Here is a 16,401-nt window from a genome sequence, read left to right as displayed (position 1 = left end):
TTATACACCTGCTGTCACTGAACTTAACAGTCCTCCGACTGCCGAAACCAAAAGCATAATAACAAACAGGACAATCGCGGAAGTCCAGGCCGCTTTTTTCGAAATACCGCCTGTATAGCGAAGTCCCAAAGCGAGCAGAATATAGCTCCAGATGCTGAAAATATCGATCGCGCTTAAAAAGACCGATACGCCGTCTCCGGCCGGTATGACACTCGCCAAAGATGTGACAGGGTACAGTGAGCCTGCACCGGTAAAATAAATGACAAGTCCGTTAATGACTAAGCCGATGTTAGTAATAAATGCAGTAAAGAGGCCGAGTGAGAGCATTTTTTTATAAGTTGTCACGCCGCCTGAAATTTTGACGCACAGCCAATAAATAAGCGGAACGATAAAGAGACCGATAATGCCTCCGAAAATCCCTCCGAAAATCGAGCCGAATTTCGCAATGGTTTTGGTCATTTCAATCTGATCATCGGTCAATCCGTCAAGAGATGAGCTGTTCAGCAGTTCTTCATAATTCATTCCGAGCCCGCGCAAAATACTCCCCGCCGCAATGAGAATGATGACAATCAGGAGAGGAATGCCGATGACCGGCTTTTCTTTTAATCTTTTAAACTGCACAACAGGACTTGTAATGACGCCGAAAATTGACGGCTTTTCCGTTACTGCCGTATTGCTTTTTTCCAGGTTTGGTTCCATATGGCTGATGCCTCCTATGTATTATTCTGTTTATACGTACGCTTTAGGCTGAGAGAAGTTTCAATTTTTTTGCCGTTTGCGTATTTATGCTAAATTGTAACACAAATTCTCAGCTTTACGTTCCATAATTATGTAAAAAAAAGCATCGTCAGACCGGTATGACGGGTGGCTCAAAACCTCGTAAAGGCACTGTTATCAGCCTATTCATGCAGTGAAAACCGCCTCAATTGAAAAACCCTTTAAATCCCATTTAGATATTCTCTGAAATTCAGCGCCTATAAACAAAAAAGCCGGATGGCAATGATGCACATCCGGCTCTTTTTTCACCCTCCGCTTACAGGAGGGATAAAGGCAATGGTATCACCTTCTGTTACGGTGCTGTTGTCTTTTACATATGTTTCATTGATTGCGATCATGGCATTGTCAATCGTCTGAAGGCCGTACCGTTCCTTTAACAGCGTTTTTACAGCAGACGCCGCCGTCTCTTTTTCGTCAAGTTCAATGACCGGTGTTCCCGCCTGCTCCGCAAGCCCGGCAAATAACAATACTTTAATCATCGCGATTCCCCTTTATCCAAATCCGGTTTTCCGTTCGGATAGGGCGTCGTTTCCAGCTGATCGCCTATCCATTCTTCCCCGTCTTCCCAGATTTCTTTTTTCCATATCGGCACAATCTGTTTTATCCGTTCAATTGCATATTCATTCGCCTCATATGCCGCCTTTCTGTGCGGAGAAGACACGGCGATTACGACCGCTGCTTCTCCGATATCAAGGACGCCGACACGGTGAGTGATTGCAGCTTCGGCTCCTTCCCATTTCGCGCTGATTTCACTGCCGATTTGAGAAAGCATTTGAACAGCCATCGGTTCATACGCTTCATATTCGAGACGCACCGTCCGCCGTCCTGCAGTCCACTCTCTGACCGTGCCGATAAACGTTGTGATGGCGCCGGCTTCACGCTTTTCAACTTTTTTTACGATATTTTCCGCAATGATAGGTTCCCTTGTAATTTGAAAACGTTCCATTTAAGCAGATTCCCCTTTCAGCTGCGAAAGCACAAACATAATGGCAGCCGGATCGTCCGCATGGAATAGGGGCTTGCCTGCATCTGTCGGCATATGCTCCGTATTTCTGCTGACAACCGCGATCACGCGCTCCAAATGCTTCAGCTTTTGCCAATCTTCGCTGTTTTTGATCATAATGATTTTCGGATGCGGCGCATGTTTAAACCCCTCTATGAGAAGACCGTCAATTCCCAGACATTCATACAGACTGATCAAACCCGCCAGATCCCATTTTTTTCGCGCCGTAAGCTGCAGGACGCCGTCCCCTTCTACTGCCGTAACCGCGGCTCCGGCTTTTGAAAAACGCTCCGAGTCTTTTCCGTCAGAAAAAGGTTCCGGTTCTCCGCCATGTCCGTGATGTTTTAAACATCCAATATCGCACTCTTTCGGCGCCGCTTTCAGCACACGTTCAATAAACGTTGTTTTACCGCTGTTTTGAAAACCTACGATCTGGACGATCGGGAAAGAATTGACCACGGCCATTCACTTCCATTCTCATCACGGATGAGGAGCGCGTGAACCGTCCGGCCCGCTTCATATCCCCTCGTTCCTCCCGGCAGAAGGATAAACGCGTTTGCTTCGGCAAGAGATGTGACTGAGCTTGATTTGTCGAGACCGACCGGTGACGCCATCATTTTTCCGTCCTTATGATAAACAAACGCCCTCACAAATCTCGTAAATGGATTAGGCTTCGGAAAGTCGTTTGTTAACACGGCTTCCGCCCATCCGGAATGAGGTTTTTCATTCAGAAGCCACGTCTGAATCATCGGTTTGACAAACAGGGTGAATCCGACATAACATGCGGACGGATTGCCTGAAAGGCCGAACAGCAGCATGTCATCGGCCCGGGCGACAGTTGTCACGCTCCCCGGGCGCATTGCCACTTTGTTAAAAAGAACTTCCGCTCCGAGCTTATTATAAATGTCCGGAAGAAAATCAAAATCGCCGACTGACACGCCGCCGGTCGTGATCAGAAAATCAACTTTTTTCATAGCTTCCTTCACCGCAGCATAGCTGTCATCAAAATCATCGGAAATTTTCCCTAAGTTCAGCGGTACCGCACCCGCTTCAATGACCTGGGCATACACCATGGCAGCGTTGCTGTTGCGGATTTTCCCCGGCTCAAGCGGATCGCTGACATGAAGAAGCTCGGTTCCCGTTGCGATAATGCCGACAACCGGCTTTCTGACCACGGGAACGGAAGCATAGCCGAAGGTTGCTAAAAGAGCGGTTACGCCCGGCGTGATTTTCGTCCCCTTTTTTAATAGCGAGCTGCCTTTTTTCGCATCTTCTCCTTGATATGAAATATTATCGCCCGCATCAAAAGGGCGTTTCACTGACATGTAATTCGTGCCGTTTTCAGAAAACGTTTTTGTCAGCTCAAGCATCACTACGGCATCCGCGCCTTTTGGAATCTGCGCCCCCGTCATAATGCGGACCGCTTCATAAGGGCCGAGTTCTTTTTCTGACACGGCGCCGGCTCCGATATGGTCAATGACTTCAAAGGTGACGGCATTGTCACGGGAAGCCGTTTTTGAATCGCTCGCCCTGATGGCAAACCCGTCATACGGAGAACGGTTAAAGGCCGGCACATCATGATCCGCCTTAACATCCTCCGCCAAATAGCGGTGGAGACTGTCCTCCAGCGCCACCCATTCGGTATCCCCCTGTTTTTTATACCGGCTCACCCGGCGGACTGCTTCGTCCACCTGAATCGGCGTTCTTTTTTCAAGCATAGCAATACATCCCCTTCCTACAATCCGATCACTCTGGCCAGAACTGAATTTGCTTCTTTTATATCGTTTGTACCGTGAATCAGAGCCCGTCCGTCCTGAAAAATAACGATTCTGAAGCGCTCGTACGCCATGTGCAGCAAAAACTCATTTGCTTCCACTTTACCGATCTGCTTCAGACGTTTGACAAGCTCTTCTTTATCCAGCCTCTTTAAGGCTTCCGATCTGATTTGAACGGTGTCTCTTCCGCACAGCACGCTTGCTTTCGGCCTGTTTTCAGGCTGCAGATACGGATATACAGGCTCCGCGCCGCAGGAAGGGCAATGATCCCGTTTGATCTGATCCACATTTATGCTCATATTGGTGTTATTCCACACGTCAAACGTGAAAAAGCGCCGATTTACCGCCGCATGATTTCCTGTCAGCAATTTCAGCGCCTCCGCTTGCTGATAAGCGGAGACGATATGAACCGCCGGAGGTATGATGCCTGCTGTATCACATGTCGCTCCGCCCACGGGCATTTGCTCAAACAGGCAGGATAAACACGGCGTAACCCCCGGAATAATCGTCATGCACATTCCCTGACTGCTGACACAGGCACCGTAAATCCAAGGTGTTTTCGTTTTCTGCGCCAGATCATTGATGACCATTCTCGTTTCAAAATTATCTGTCGCATCCACGATGCAATCCGCTTGTTCGATCAGCGGTTCAAGTGTTTCCGCCGTACCTTCCGCCGCGTAAGCATCGATATGTATATCACTGTTTACCTCTAAAAGACGCGCCTTGGCCGCCATTGCTTTCGGCAGGCGCTGTCTCGCGTCTTCTTCTGTATACAGCTGCTGTCTTTGTAAATTGCTCCACTCCACATAATCCCGGTCAATAATCGCCATACGGCCCGCTCCGGCTCTTGCCAGGCCCTCTGCCGCGGCTGTTCCGAGGGCTCCGGCTCCGACAATCAGGACACTGCTGTCAGCCAGCGCCTGCTGCCCTTTTTCCCCTATCGGCTTAAATCTTGTCTGCCGCGAATAGCGCTCTTCCATCTGTGTTGTCCCCTTGCATTTTTATTTCCATCATACCATGTTTCTTCCCGATCAGTCCTGATTTGAAGACTCGACATGCGCCAAAAGTCTGGTGTAATCATCCCATGTGTTGACATTAGCGAACTCCTCCGGCCCGGCGCCGATGTCTTCAGCCTGCACATAACAGACAGACAGCCGTTTCAGCGTGTCTGTCATTTTCAGTTTGTTTTGTGTCAGCTGATCAAAAAGCACATCCTGCACCCGTTTATGGTAAACCGCCAAGAGGGGCTGCTCTCTGTTTTCACAAACCGGTATGACAGCGTCCAGGTTTCCGGTCAGCTTCATTTCAAGCGCAGCCATCGTTTTTCTTGTCACGAGCGGCGTGTCACAGGATATGACCGTATATGTTTCGCCTTCCGTTTGTTCCATTGCCGTATATATGCCGGCAAGCGGGCCCATTCCCCGAAACCGCGGCTCATCGGGAAAAACATGCCGCTCCGTGTTTGATAAGAACTTTTTTATATGCTCAGGGCGGCTGATAATTACCGTTTCTCCGCCGCCGAAGGCTTTTTTCGCCTGTTCATAAAACATGCCGCCCTTCCACTTTGCAAAAGCTTTCGGTTCTCCGAATCTTCGGGAAGCTCCCCCCGCTAATATTACATTCACCCGTTTCATGTCATCTCTCTCCCATTCTATATAAAAGCATAGCAAACGCCTCAGCCGAAATACAATATTACGTTGCTTGTCTGTTTAATTAAGAGGAATAGCCGTTGTTCCTTTCCCATATTGTAGTGTTAACATCATGAGGGAGATGGTTCTTATGAAAATATCAGGTCCGTTTTTCCACGACACTTCTCAAGAGAACCTTTACTTGAAATCCGAACTTTCCAGATGCAGAAAAATAATTTCAGAATTTGAAGCAAGCTACTTCCATCAAAAAAATAATAAGCTTCAGGAGGAAAACGCCAATATTAAAGAGCGGCTTCACAAGCTTTCTGACGAATTGGAAGCCATGGCTCAAAAACACAAACAGACAAGTGACACGGAGCGTTCTTTGCATGAAATCAGAGCCGGGCTGCTGGATAAAATCGTCATTCTGCAAGAACTGCTTCAGCAGGAAACGTTTCGTCGGAAAAATGAGATGGAAGAAAAGCATCGTCTGCATCTTACAAATATAAAATTTGAAGAAGAAAATAAAAACTTACATACCCGCATCCGCTCACTTGAGACCGCCATTCAAACCGAACGGACTTCTCACGAAGATATGAAACAGCGTTATCATGCCGCTGCAGACGAAAATACCCGGCTCCAAACACAAATGATAGAAAAAGAATACCAGCTCAAACATATTAAAATAGAAATTAATCATATGAGAGATCGAATACTAGAAACAAAAGAACGGCTTGTAGAAATAGAAAAAACGAAAGAAAAGTTATTTCAAGAAACCATTCTTTCGTATAAACGGCAGCTGGACGAAAGTGATGCTTGGATTGCCGGCCATTTTGCTGATATTGACAGCCGCACGGCGGAACCGGCGGAACAAACTCTGGAAATTCCTTCCGTTTCCAAAGAGACTGTTCAGGCAGAAGACTTGCTTACAGCCGTTACCGAACAAGTCATCTCCCTTCAAAAACAATTTGTACAATCAGAGTCCCGCGATCAGTCGTTTGATGAAAAACTGGATGCGTTGAAAGAACGCGCTGACGGCGAAAAGCCTTTCCAAAAATATGTTGTCAAGCTTGAAAAAAAGCCTGGAAAAGATGCGTCACTTCCGCAGAATAAACGGGAAAGCGCAAAAAAACTGCTTGAGTAACGCAAGCAGTTTTTACTGTTTTATTCAGCAGCCGTATCATTTGCCGTTTCTGCTGTTTCCTGAGAAATTTCTCCCTCAAGAATATATTGGCCGCGGTATGGTTTTTTCACTTCCGGATACATTTTAATTAAGCTTTGCATAAATGTTGTCATATTAGGAATTTCAAGGCCGCTTTCCTTTTCAATTTCCTTTTGCAGTTCGGAACTTTTGATCGCTGCATTGTGGCGTTTCAATGTTTTAATCGCTGCTTCGCGCAGTTTTGCCGCTTTCGATCCCGGTCTCGCCGTCCCTCTTCTTCTTCTTGTAGAACCGTCTGGAATGCCTGCGGGAAGAGACGTAATAGACTGCATCTGCTGCTGGGAGGATTGAGGCTGTGTCTGCGGCTTTTGATAGCTTCTCATTTCCTGTGCTGCAAGCTCTGCAAGTACCGGGAGGGAGTCATTTTTTTTCTCCGGACGAAACTCTTTTTTTGTATCGGACAGGCTGCCCGTATTGTCTAATTCTCTCAGTTTTGCATATATTTTATCACGTTCTATTTGATATTCACGAATGACTTTTACCTCTGCTTCGTTCAATTGTTCTAAACGTAAGCGCAGCGCTTCTCTTTCATTAAACATGTGTAAAACCCCCTGTCAAAAATTTAAACGCTTTTATTAAGATATTAGATTACAAAAGTAATTTTATCAACTATTATTTTATCATTTTACTATTTTATTTACTCTATGAAAAATTGCTTATTTTCTGAAAATGGTACTTTATATACAAAAATCCCTTATCATATAGGGGATTCTGGACAAAGTTCCAATTTATTCAACCATTTCAAAATATAACTTGAAATTACTTGTTTAATGAAAATTAGCGTGATATCTACAATTTTCGACTATAATATGTAAAAGATAATGATATGGATGAAACAAGCGGTACAGCGTGTTTACGGCTGTTTCTCTTATTTTTTAAGCCACACATGTCATATTGGATTTTTTTATCCAATAGACACAAAAAAACCCTGTTACCTAACGGCAAAGGGTTTGCAGAACCGAGACAATAGTCCGACGGAGATTGTCCCGATTACTCAGAAGCCTGCTCCGTTTCTGAAAGTACCCGGCTGATGCGTTTTTCAAGCATTTTCATCCCGCTCTCTCCCGCTTGAAAATGGCGGAGCTGTCCGTTTTTATCAAAAACGTAATAAGCCGGCACATATTCATTTTCAAATACGTCAGTCAGCGTATGATCGCTGTCGACGCAAATCGGCTGAGAGATATCGTGCTCAGCCGCTGTTTTCTTGATTTTCTCAAGATCAAGATCGTCTTCGGAACGGGGCGTGTGGACGGCCAACACATTCAGCTGATCTTTATATTTATCACGAAACCCGTTCACCTCAGGCATCGCTTCTTTACACATGCGGCAGCTGGCGGACCAGAAGTGAATCAGTGCCGGCTTTCCGCCGACCAGCTGTTCCTTCGTGACTTCTCTGTTAATCCATGCTTCAGCGCCGGGCAATTCAGGCATTTGCTGATGTAATTTCATCTCATTTCCCTCCTTATGAAAAAGTTTTTTGCCGGGGCTTTCAGTCCGCCGGGCCACGTCCTCCTGTTTTCTCTCCAAAGGATATGATTTGGCTGAATCACCATGTTAAAATGAGTGTGGAGATTCTTTAGTACATATCTTCACAAAAATGAAGATATTGAAACCGGGGCAATATGAACAAATCATAAATGTAATAACTGGTTTCTATGAAAAGGTTTATCTTATTTAAAAAACGGGTATATCACTTTTAGCTTTTTCTGCAATAGACTTGAAAGGAAGACATCACTATGATTGATTTAAAACACTTTGATTGGGCCGGGCTTCTCACATCTGCCGGGATTTTCATCATAAAGCTGGCTCTCATTATTTTAGCGTACTTTATTTTCCGGACGGCAGGAAAAAAGCTGATCAAGCATCTGTTTCAGAAATTCGAGCAACAAAACAACCTCTCCACGGGCCGCGCTTATACTTTGCGAAGCCTCGCGCTCAATGTGTATGGATACATCCTGATATTCGTTTTTATTGTGATGATTTTGGATTTATTTCACTACAATCCGAGCGCTCTCATTGCCGGCGCCGGCGTGGTCGGTCTCGCAGTCGGCTTCGGGGCTCAGGGGCTTGTCAGTGACATCGTCACCGGATTTTTTATCCTTTTGGAAAAACAGATTGACGTCGGTGATTATATTACGGTTGCCGGCTACAGCGGCATTGTCGAGCAGGTCGGTCTCCGTACGACGCAAATCCGGAGCTTTGACGGCACGCTTCACTATCTTCCCAACCGGGGCATCACGAATGTGAGCAACCATTCCCGCGGAACGATGCAGGCGCTTGTCGATATTAAAGTGCCGCTTGAAAAAAATCTTGATGAAACCATTCAAATTCTGCAAACCGCGTGTGACAAAGCAGCCGCTGAGCTCCCGCAGATTAAGGAAGGGCCGGACGTCATCGGGGTTCAAGATTTAAGCACGTCAGAAATGGTGATCAGAATCATTGCCAAAACAGAAAATATGGAGCAATGGCGGGTTGAACGCGTACTGCGGAGAGAAATAAAAATCGCGCTCGACCGTTTTAAAAACGCCGCTTCCGCCGAATAGAAAAACCGAAGCGTAAGCTTCGGTTTTTTCTTTTTAATGAAATTTTTTTTCCACTTCGCTGCAGATTTCGTCGGCGGTCATTCCGGAAGCCGTAATGACGGGAGCCTGAGTTGACGTATCGGCAATTCCTTGAACATTGCTGTCAAGTCCGGTTACGACACAGCAGTCACAATTCTTCGCATCCTCAGGAGTCTTCATCATCACTACGTCATATCCTTTTTGTTTTAACGCCTGTTCTACATCCGATAAAGATTGTTCAATTCCAATTTTTTTCGTCATATTGAACACCTCCGTTATGTAGAATGCTCAATTTTTGTTAGATTATTCTTCTTTTCGGATTTAATTGGCATACTTCGAAAAATATCCGACCATGACATTTACCGCGGTTTCCATCGCATCTTCATCCGGGTTCAGCTTGGCGTGATGAAGCCCGTGGGATGAATCGGCCCCCAGCCAGAACATAAAGCCGGGATATTTTTTCAGCATATATCCGAAATCTTCTCCGGTCATCGCTTCTTTCGCCGTTTTCACGTCAGCAAGCTGATGATCGCTGACAAATTGCATAAATTCTTCGGTCAGGCCGCTTGTATTATAAACTTGATGATAAACGGACGGATACGTGACTTTTCCTTTGCATCGGAAGCCGATTTCAATTCCTTTGACAAGCTCTTCAATCCGCTTTTTCACCATACGCATTGATTCCTCGGAAAGCGTCCGGATGGTTCCCTCCAAATGAGCATGCTCTGCGATGATATTTTGCGCCGTGCCCCCGGTAATCGTTCCGACAGTAATTACAGCGCTGTCAAGCGGATCCGTATTTCTGGATATGACTGTTTGCAGCTGCGTGACAAGCGTGCTCGCGGCAACGACCATGTCGTCTGCTGTATGCGGATATGCCGCATGTCCGCCTTTCCCCTCAAGATCGATGACAAGCTCGCTCGTATTGGCAAACAGCAATCCGCTTTTGGTGGAAATGGTGCCGACCGGCTGCTCAGGTGCTATATGGAGGGCGGTGATCAAATCCGGCGTCCATTTTTTCAGCACATCGCTTTCAAGCATCGGTGCCGCTCCGCCCGGTCCTTCTTCAGCCGGCTGGAATAAAAAGAGCAGATCATGTTTGACGGGATGATGGACAAAATGATCAATAATGCCGAGCGCGATGGTCATGTGCATATCGTGGCCGCATGCGTGCATAAAACCGGGGTGCTCAGATGCAAACGGAAGCCCCGTCTGCTCTTCAATCGACAGAGCGTCTATATCCGCTCTGTAGGCGAGCATTTTTTCCGGAGCCGTGCCGTTGACTTTGACAAAGATGCCGGTTCTCCAAGTTTCGATTTCAATTCTTTCTTCCGGATATTGGTTTAATAGATTCAGCAGGTACTGCTGGGTTTTATATTCCTGAAAGCCGATCTCCGGAATGCGGTGCAGATCTCTTCGGATGGCAATGAGCCGCTCTTTTTCCATATGTATTCCTCCTTGAGATAAGAATAAGGCGTGGATTTTATCATCCACGCCCATTCTATCAAACCATTCCTTACAGCTGGCGTAATTCCTGTTTGATTTCTGTTTTTCCTTTTGTTTTTTCATCGATATCTTTGATTTTTTTCGCTGGTGTTCCCGCTACAACGGTATACGGCTCGACGTCATTTACAACGATGGCTCCGGCGGCGACAACCGCGCCTTTACCGATTGTTACGCCTTCAAGCACAACCGCATTTGCGCCGATCACAACGTCGTCTTCTACGACAACAGGCTTAGCGCTAGGCGGCTCAATAACGCCCGCTAATACAGAACCCGCTCCGATGTGGCAGTTTTTGCCGACAGTCGCGCGTCCTCCGAGAACAACGTTCATATCAATCATCGTACCTTCGCCGATGACTGAACCGATATTAATAGATGCACCCATCATGATAACGGCATTGTCGCCGATTTCGACTTGGTCGCGGATAATAGCGCCGGGTTCGATTCTCGCTTTAACATCTTTTAAATCAAGCATCGGGATCGCAGAGTTGCGGCGGTCATTCTCAATGACGTAATCCTCAATTTTGTCTTTGTTTTCTTCGATTGCGCTTTTAATTTCAGCCCACTCGCCAAAAACGACGCCGGATTGGCCGTTCAGGAATGTTTTAGCGGAATCGCCAAAGCTGATTCCTTCAAGATCGCCTTTTACATACACTTTTACAGGCGTTGATTTTGTACTATTTTGAATAAATGAAATAATTTCATTTGCATCCATCATTTTCATATGTATTGTCCTCCTCTGATTTTCTACCTCATTACTGTAACAAAGGAAGGATACAAAGACAAGAAAAAAAGGAACAAGCCTTTATTCTGCCGGCTGGCTGCACAGCGCAGCAAACTGTCTTCCGAATTCCCGGAGCTCTTCTTCCTCACTGCCCTCAGGGTTGTTTTCAATTTTGACCGACGGCAGCACCACCCGTCCGCCGCGGGCCGTGATTACTTTTTCCAATTCGTCAACCGCTCCGCAAAAAAACTCATAGGACGTATCTCCGGAACCGAACAAAGCAAATGTTTTTCCCGTAAACTCCAGGTTTTCCATATCTTCTACAATATCGAGCATTTCATCAGGAAGATCCCCGTCTCCCCACGTATATGTGCCTAATAAAATATACTCGTAATCATTAAAAAGTTCGGCATGAATATCCATCGCTTCATATCTGTCTACGGATGCTTGTGCTTCGATCAGCCCTTTTTCAATTAAATCCGCCATCGCCTCGGTGTTTCCTGACATTGTAGCGTAAACAAGCAATACATTCCCCATCTTCGTCTCTCCTTTATGCATAAAAACTAATGTGCGAGCCGAACCGCCTCATACGGTCTGACAAACTTACTTTCGTAAAGGCCCGCGCAAAAAAAGTTTTCTTCCCGGTTGGCCACCCGCCATCCGTGACCGCGGATCGTATCAAACCACTTTAATTCACCGGCGGCAAGATCAGCTTGATAAATACGCGAAAATCCGCTTTCGCCCTGTGACGATGTGACATAAATAGTCCCGTTATCCTCAGAAACGTCGAGAAATGACTTTTCCCTTACAGCGTCCCCGGCTGTAATGGCAAACTCCTCTTGCGTCCGCACGTTTCGAACGGCAACCTCCCCCCGTTCTCCCTTTGCCGCGCCCTTTGCTGCAATGAGCCAGTCATTCTGATACATCATCATTGAAGCCGTCATGCGCTGCCTTTCACGGCTTATACGCCGGATGCGGCCTTCCGTCAGATCATACGCCCAAATGCCGCCATGATTCATATGAATCCGGGTGCCGATATAAATCGTCTGACCGTGTAAACAAAGCGAACGGATGACAGGCGGCTCCTTTAATTGTGAAAAGGGCTTAGCCACATGCCAAGTGACGCCGAAATCATCAGATAAGTAGAGGCAGTATGTGCCGTGCGCACAGACAAATCCGTCATTCCGTCCGGCAACGGCCCATACGGAGGCGCTGGTCGGAAATCGGGAGGCCGTCCAAGTCTTTCCTTGATCGGCCGATCTGAGGACGGCGCCTTTTTCTCCAGCTGCGAATATGTAGGGCCCTATATAAGTCAGCACATGAATCCTGCTTTTCACTCGGAATAGTCTTTTCCAGCCTTCTTCCGCCGAAAAATGAAAAATACCTTCGTCTTTCACAGCGACAAAAAATCCCGAAGATACTGATGCCATGACAGCCGTCGCGCCTTTATGAAACATGGCACCGGTCTCCGTGGTGAGCGGCCCATGCAAGAAAACCGCGGACAAATTCTTTGCAGCATTCTTGATCTTCAGCCGTCTCGGGCGCCAGCTCAATTTTCAGCGTTTCCGGGTATAAATTGGCTCCGGCCTGTTCAAACGCATCGCAAAACAGCGTGACCGCTTCACAAAACTTCGGGTAGGCGTGATCGCCTGAACCGAAACAGGCCGTTTTCAGTCCGTTGAGCTGGCTGTGCAGAATATCTTCGTAAAAATCTTCCCCTTCGTAAGGAAGATCACCATCCCCCCATGTGTATGTGCCGACAAAAACATAATCATATGCTTTGAGAGAATCCGCATCTGCTTCGTCCATATCAAGACAGTCAACCGCTATCTGATGCCCGCTCAGTGTTTCTTTTATAATGCCGGCAATATCCTCTGTATTCCCCGACATGCTTGCGTATATCATTAATGCTTTCTGCATATGATCACCTCGTAATTGATAATGATTTTCATTAACATATATAACACTTTAAATGATAATGATTTTCATTGTCAATAAAAAATAAAAAAAGACAGCATGATTGCTGTCTTTCTAAAATGGGCGTTCCTGTTTCAGCATATCTTTAATGACAGAAACAAAAGCCTGCACCTGTTTTAATTCAAATGCCGGCTCATATCCGAGCAGCCATGTGTCACGGCCGATCGGATGATCCTTTGTATCAAGCAGGGGCATTTTATTTACTTTGTCTTCCTCTTCTAAGGTGACTGACGGCAGAATGGCATAACCGATCCCGTGCAGCGCCATCTGCTTGCACGTTTCAATCTGATCGACAAGGATGGTCTGTTTCGGCGAAGTTTTGAATTTTTGATGCCACCAATGCTGAATTTCCTGAAAATATGTACTGTCACTTTTGAATTGAATAAACGGCCGGTCGGTATGGGCAATATCATCAATACAGGAAATTTCCGTATCGACCAAATATAAATGATCGGTCATTAAATAATCTTTCCGGCCTTTCCATTCCGGATTTCCCCGGATAATGCCGATATGTACCTGATCTTCATACAGACTTTTCAGCATTTCGCTGCTCCACCCTGTAATGAGAGAGACCTTTGCATTCGGATATCGTTCCACATATGTTTTTAACACTTTCGGAAGCCAGTGCTGCCCGATAATCGAGGCGACGGCAAGCTTTAATGTGCCGTGAATCTCACCCTCAAGTTCATCAATGTTTTCTCTGATTCTTTCTTGCCGATCCGTGACGTCATTTGCAAATTGTATGATTTTTTCTCCTGCCGGCGTTACCGTAAGTCCTTTTTGAGACCTAAGAAAGATCTTTGTTCCCCAGGCTTTTTCAATGGTCTGCAATCGCTGGGACAGAGCCGGCTGTGACACGAATAACCGTTCGGCAGCCTTCCTCATGTTTAATTCCTCAGCTAAAACTACGAGCATATGAAGCTCTTGAAGCTGCATGTCGTCCTCCTTTTCAATGCCTTTTCATATTTCTTATCTACCATTCTAATCAAATAAAGGCTGCCGAGGCAAGCGCCACTCATATGTATGCGTTTTCTTTTTCTGGCATGCGAAAGAACAAATAGGCTGATCGTGCGAGCCTACTTATTCAATGATCTGATATGACTGCTCAACTGCTTTAATACGACTCTTCTCGTGAAAATGCCTTCAAAGACGCCTTCATCATTTTCAACGCAGACAAAGCCGTTGTTAATGACCATGCTGAACCCTTTGATAATCGGATCATTGATGTGGAGACGGGGAATGTCTTTCAGCATGACTTCCTCAACCGTAATTTGATCCAGCTTCTCAAACTCGATCCGTTCAAGTCCGAAAATGCTGTTCATAATCATATTTGTCCCGATCAAACCGTGCAGACGGTACGAAGCGTCAAGGACGGGAATGGCGGTATAGCCGGTTTTCGTCAGCACTAATAGAGCATGCTCAAGGTTGTTTCCGACTTGAACGTGCGCCACTTTATCCGCCTCGATCATAAATTGTCCGACTGTTGCATCAAGAAGCTGATCTGATTGTAAGCTAATCATGTCACTTCGACCCCTTTACATTTTTCATCAAAGCATGTATTCCCTATATTGCAATAATATAAACATTATCATTTTTTGTCGAAAAGTTTCCGTCAATAAAAAAGATACTCTTTGCAATCGAGTATCAATTTATAGGCCGCTGATTAATTTTCGTTCCGAAAACGGTCATAGAGCGTTACGAGTTTTTTATAAGTGGTTCCATCAACGCTTTTTGACCCTGCTTCTATATCGTTGATTTCGCTGGTCAAAAGCTCAATGGCATATTCTTGATTGATCAGGATATTCAGCAGAAGTTTCTGTTCTTCTTCCGTAAATCGTTCACCGATAAGACTCATACGTAATCAGGCCCCCTATTTTTAACTGAATACCTCCGAAAGCAAGGTGAAATTTGCTTTCAGCTCTACCGCTAGAATAAGTAAACAGAAAAAAATCGTCAACCGCATAATTCGACATTTTGCGGATTCTGTATGAAATATTATTTTGTGTAACGATTGGCATAACTGAATGCTGTGCAGGAATCGGGCTTGATTTTCGCTTCAATGCCCATCGAGGTAATGCGGCCGGTCATTTCTTGTATCAATTCTTTTGTCAGCCCTTTTTGACCGATATCCAGATGCACTTCAAATGAAAGATCCGCCCCTTCATCCGCAAAAGGCAAGAGCAAATCTGTCAGTTCCATAAGACGGCCGTCGAGGATATGCGCAGCCATCTCCTGGCTGAACGCGGTTTCCAGCGAAATTTTTTCGCGAAGGCTATGTATCGGTCTTGCAAGATCGTGATTTTTCAAACAGCCCCAAGCTCCCTTGCCTGTACGGTGCAAGTGTATAGCCGTAATAAACTTTGTGAAGTCACGGTAAACTTGTGAATCCGTCCCTACAGACAGCACGTATGCTGAACGGGGGTCTTTATTGACAAAGCGTTTCAGCCGCTCCGTCACGTCTTGAAAGGTCATCTGTGCCTCAGAAAGATTATAAAACAGAAAAGAATCAGCCATGTACGGACACTCCTCTTTCCAGAGTCTACAACCAAACGAACAAGCACGTTCCTTTGCATGATTTAATAAAGCTCCGCTTGCGGAAGACCGGAAGCTTGGTCAGCCTGAAAAATCAAATCACATTACTGAAGGAGCTCAAAAATTTCAATAGAAATCATGTCAATGTTATCAAACGGATATGTGTTAGGTTTTTCACCTTTTTGGAAAACCGTCAGTTCAAACGTTTGATTTTTTTCGAAATATTTAACACTGCAAATTTTTTCGCCGTTAACTTCAAAATAACGCTGCATCGGCTCGTTAGCCGCTTCCGCTGTTTCTTGCAGACTTTGCAGCCGCGTGATGATACCCATTAATTGTGACATTCTAAAAAAAGACTCCTTTCAAAAAACAACTTCAAATCAACAAGTATTTATTATAATACAAGTCCTACAGAGCATCATACCATAAAGTAGACCGGGATGGCATTTTCCCGCTGGATTTTCAATAAGAAAATAAACGGGAAAACCGTGTTTTCGAATAGTTTGAAGCTTTTTTCGGAATGTCATACACCTTTCAAAAATAATTTTTCGCTTTTTGAGCCGCCATTGTCAGATGTATGTGAGGAGAAGCCCTTTTATGAGGAGACAGCATAAAAAAACTTGGCGGGGGTAGCGCCAAGCTTTTTCGGATCTTGATCTGATAGAGGGGTTGGGGAACAGAGAGTAACTTCTCTCTATA

22 protein-coding genes are annotated in these 16,401 nt (G+C 45.6%); 2 read left to right on the top strand and 20 right to left on the bottom strand.

What is annotated here, in order from left to right; genetic code table 11:
• From ACWJJ4_RS12290 to ACWJJ4_RS12260, 7 genes are all read right to left on the bottom strand, one after another.
• On the bottom strand, nt 1–699 hold the full coding sequence (locus ACWJJ4_RS12290) for a YIP1 family protein (protein WP_077722147.1): 699 nt from the start codon (nt 697–699) through the stop codon (nt 1–3).
• Nucleotides 700–1,022: 323 nt separating this feature from the next.
• The gene (moaD, locus tag ACWJJ4_RS12285; protein ID WP_007611118.1) at nt 1,023–1,256 is read right to left on the bottom strand and encodes a molybdopterin converting factor subunit 1; all 234 of its coding nucleotides are present in this window, start codon (nt 1,254–1,256) and stop codon (nt 1,023–1,025) included.
• Nucleotides 1,253–1,723 (bottom strand): molybdenum cofactor biosynthesis protein MoaE, encoded by a 471-nt coding sequence (locus ACWJJ4_RS12280; protein WP_003154579.1) that lies wholly within the window; start codon nt 1,721–1,723, stop codon nt 1,253–1,255. The genes moaD and ACWJJ4_RS12280 overlap by 4 nt, the downstream gene beginning before the upstream one ends.
• The gene (gene mobB, locus ACWJJ4_RS12275; protein ID WP_102421867.1) at nt 1,724–2,245 is read right to left on the bottom strand and encodes a molybdopterin-guanine dinucleotide biosynthesis protein B; all 522 of its coding nucleotides are present in this window, start codon (nt 2,243–2,245) and stop codon (nt 1,724–1,726) included.
• Nucleotides 2,206–3,498, bottom strand: a complete 1,293-nt coding sequence (locus ACWJJ4_RS12270; protein ID WP_102421866.1) for a molybdopterin molybdotransferase MoeA — start codon at nt 3,496–3,498, stop codon at nt 2,206–2,208. The genes mobB and ACWJJ4_RS12270 overlap by 40 nt, the downstream gene beginning before the upstream one ends.
• Nucleotides 3,499–3,515: 17 nt before the next feature.
• Nucleotides 3,516–4,535 (bottom strand): molybdopterin-synthase adenylyltransferase MoeB, encoded by a 1,020-nt coding sequence (locus ACWJJ4_RS12265; RefSeq protein ID WP_077722145.1) that lies wholly within the window; start codon nt 4,533–4,535, stop codon nt 3,516–3,518.
• Nucleotides 4,536–4,586: 51 nt separating this feature from the next.
• Nucleotides 4,587–5,189, bottom strand: coding sequence for a molybdenum cofactor guanylyltransferase (locus ACWJJ4_RS12260; protein WP_146283573.1), 603 nt, complete (start codon nt 5,187–5,189; stop codon nt 4,587–4,589).
• A gap of 145 nt (nt 5,190–5,334) precedes the next feature.
• On the opposite strand from ACWJJ4_RS12260, the gene ACWJJ4_RS12255 reads away from it, so the two are divergent.
• On the top strand, nt 5,335–6,327 hold the full coding sequence (locus ACWJJ4_RS12255) for a coiled-coil domain-containing protein (RefSeq protein ID WP_069473386.1): 993 nt from the start codon (nt 5,335–5,337) through the stop codon (nt 6,325–6,327).
• Nucleotides 6,328–6,347: 20 nt separating this feature from the next.
• Here the strand turns inward: ACWJJ4_RS12255 and rok are convergent, their stop codons facing one another.
• Together rok and ACWJJ4_RS12245 are read right to left on the bottom strand one after the other, a co-directional pair.
• Nucleotides 6,348–6,944 carry a transcriptional regulator Rok gene (rok, locus tag ACWJJ4_RS12250; protein ID WP_070081746.1) on the bottom strand — a complete coding sequence of 199 codons (597 nt, stop codon included), beginning with the start codon at nt 6,942–6,944 and terminating at the stop codon, nt 6,348–6,350.
• Nucleotides 6,945–7,395: 451 nt separating this feature from the next.
• On the bottom strand, nt 7,396–7,854 hold the full coding sequence (locus tag ACWJJ4_RS12245) for a redoxin domain-containing protein (RefSeq protein WP_146283574.1): 459 nt from the start codon (nt 7,852–7,854) through the stop codon (nt 7,396–7,398).
• A 287-nt stretch (nt 7,855–8,141) separates the two neighbouring features.
• Between ACWJJ4_RS12245 and ACWJJ4_RS12240 the strand changes: the two genes are divergently transcribed.
• Nucleotides 8,142–8,948: a mechanosensitive ion channel family protein gene (locus tag ACWJJ4_RS12240; RefSeq protein WP_060386912.1), complete on the top strand. Its 807-nt coding sequence runs from the start codon at nt 8,142–8,144 to the stop codon at nt 8,946–8,948.
• Between the two features lie 33 nt (nt 8,949–8,981).
• Here the strand turns inward: ACWJJ4_RS12240 and ACWJJ4_RS12235 are convergent, their stop codons facing one another.
• The 11 genes from ACWJJ4_RS12235 to ACWJJ4_RS12185 all read right to left on the bottom strand — a co-directional run bounded on the left by ACWJJ4_RS12235 (nt 8,982) and on the right by ACWJJ4_RS12185 (nt 16,046).
• Nucleotides 8,982–9,227 (bottom strand): YkuS family protein, encoded by a 246-nt coding sequence (locus tag ACWJJ4_RS12235; RefSeq protein ID WP_003154596.1) that lies wholly within the window; start codon nt 9,225–9,227, stop codon nt 8,982–8,984.
• A 60-nt stretch (nt 9,228–9,287) separates the two neighbouring features.
• Nucleotides 9,288–10,412, bottom strand: a complete 1,125-nt coding sequence (locus ACWJJ4_RS12230; RefSeq protein WP_182068817.1) for an N-acetyldiaminopimelate deacetylase — start codon at nt 10,410–10,412, stop codon at nt 9,288–9,290.
• A 70-nt stretch (nt 10,413–10,482) separates the two neighbouring features.
• Nucleotides 10,483–11,193, bottom strand: coding sequence for a 2,3,4,5-tetrahydropyridine-2,6-dicarboxylate N-acetyltransferase (dapD, locus tag ACWJJ4_RS12225; protein WP_007409623.1), 711 nt, complete (start codon nt 11,191–11,193; stop codon nt 10,483–10,485).
• Nucleotides 11,194–11,274: 81 nt separating this feature from the next.
• Entirely contained in the window at nt 11,275–11,730 is a 456-nt protein-coding gene (locus ACWJJ4_RS12220) for a flavodoxin (RefSeq protein WP_077722141.1), read from the bottom strand.
• 26 nt (nt 11,731–11,756) lie between these two features.
• A complete protein-coding gene (locus tag ACWJJ4_RS12215; RefSeq protein ID WP_071391904.1) occupies nt 11,757–12,650 on the bottom strand; it encodes a WD40/YVTN/BNR-like repeat-containing protein in 894 nt (297 codons plus the stop codon).
• Entirely contained in the window at nt 12,640–13,113 is a 474-nt protein-coding gene (locus ACWJJ4_RS12210) for a flavodoxin (RefSeq protein ID WP_070081741.1), read from the bottom strand. Before ACWJJ4_RS12210 ends, ACWJJ4_RS12215 begins: the two co-directional genes overlap by 11 nt.
• A gap of 111 nt (nt 13,114–13,224) precedes the next feature.
• Complete coding sequence (ccpC, locus tag ACWJJ4_RS12205; RefSeq protein ID WP_007611101.1) at nt 13,225–14,106, bottom strand: transcriptional regulator CcpC; 882 nt, start codon at nt 14,104–14,106, stop codon at nt 13,225–13,227.
• Nucleotides 14,107–14,246: 140 nt separating this feature from the next.
• Nucleotides 14,247–14,690 carry a cyclic-di-AMP-binding protein CbpB gene (gene cbpB, locus ACWJJ4_RS12200; RefSeq protein ID WP_003154608.1) on the bottom strand — a complete coding sequence of 148 codons (444 nt, stop codon included), beginning with the start codon at nt 14,688–14,690 and terminating at the stop codon, nt 14,247–14,249.
• Nucleotides 14,691–14,833: 143 nt separating this feature from the next.
• Entirely contained in the window at nt 14,834–15,025 is a 192-nt protein-coding gene (abbA, locus tag ACWJJ4_RS12195; RefSeq protein WP_007409618.1) for an antirepressor AbbA, read from the bottom strand.
• Nucleotides 15,026–15,165: 140 nt separating this feature from the next.
• Nucleotides 15,166–15,684 (bottom strand): ribonuclease H-like YkuK family protein, encoded by a 519-nt coding sequence (locus ACWJJ4_RS12190; protein ID WP_020955744.1) that lies wholly within the window; start codon nt 15,682–15,684, stop codon nt 15,166–15,168.
• 122 nt (nt 15,685–15,806) lie between these two features.
• Nucleotides 15,807–16,046: a YkuJ family protein gene (locus tag ACWJJ4_RS12185; protein WP_003154613.1), complete on the bottom strand. Its 240-nt coding sequence runs from the start codon at nt 16,044–16,046 to the stop codon at nt 15,807–15,809.
• Nucleotides 16,047–16,401: the final 355 nt, after the last annotated feature.

This window comes from Bacillus sp. JK62 (genome assembly GCF_053663455.1).
Note: the sequence above shows the minus strand (reverse complement) of the source record. Positions and strands in the feature narration are given on the sequence as shown.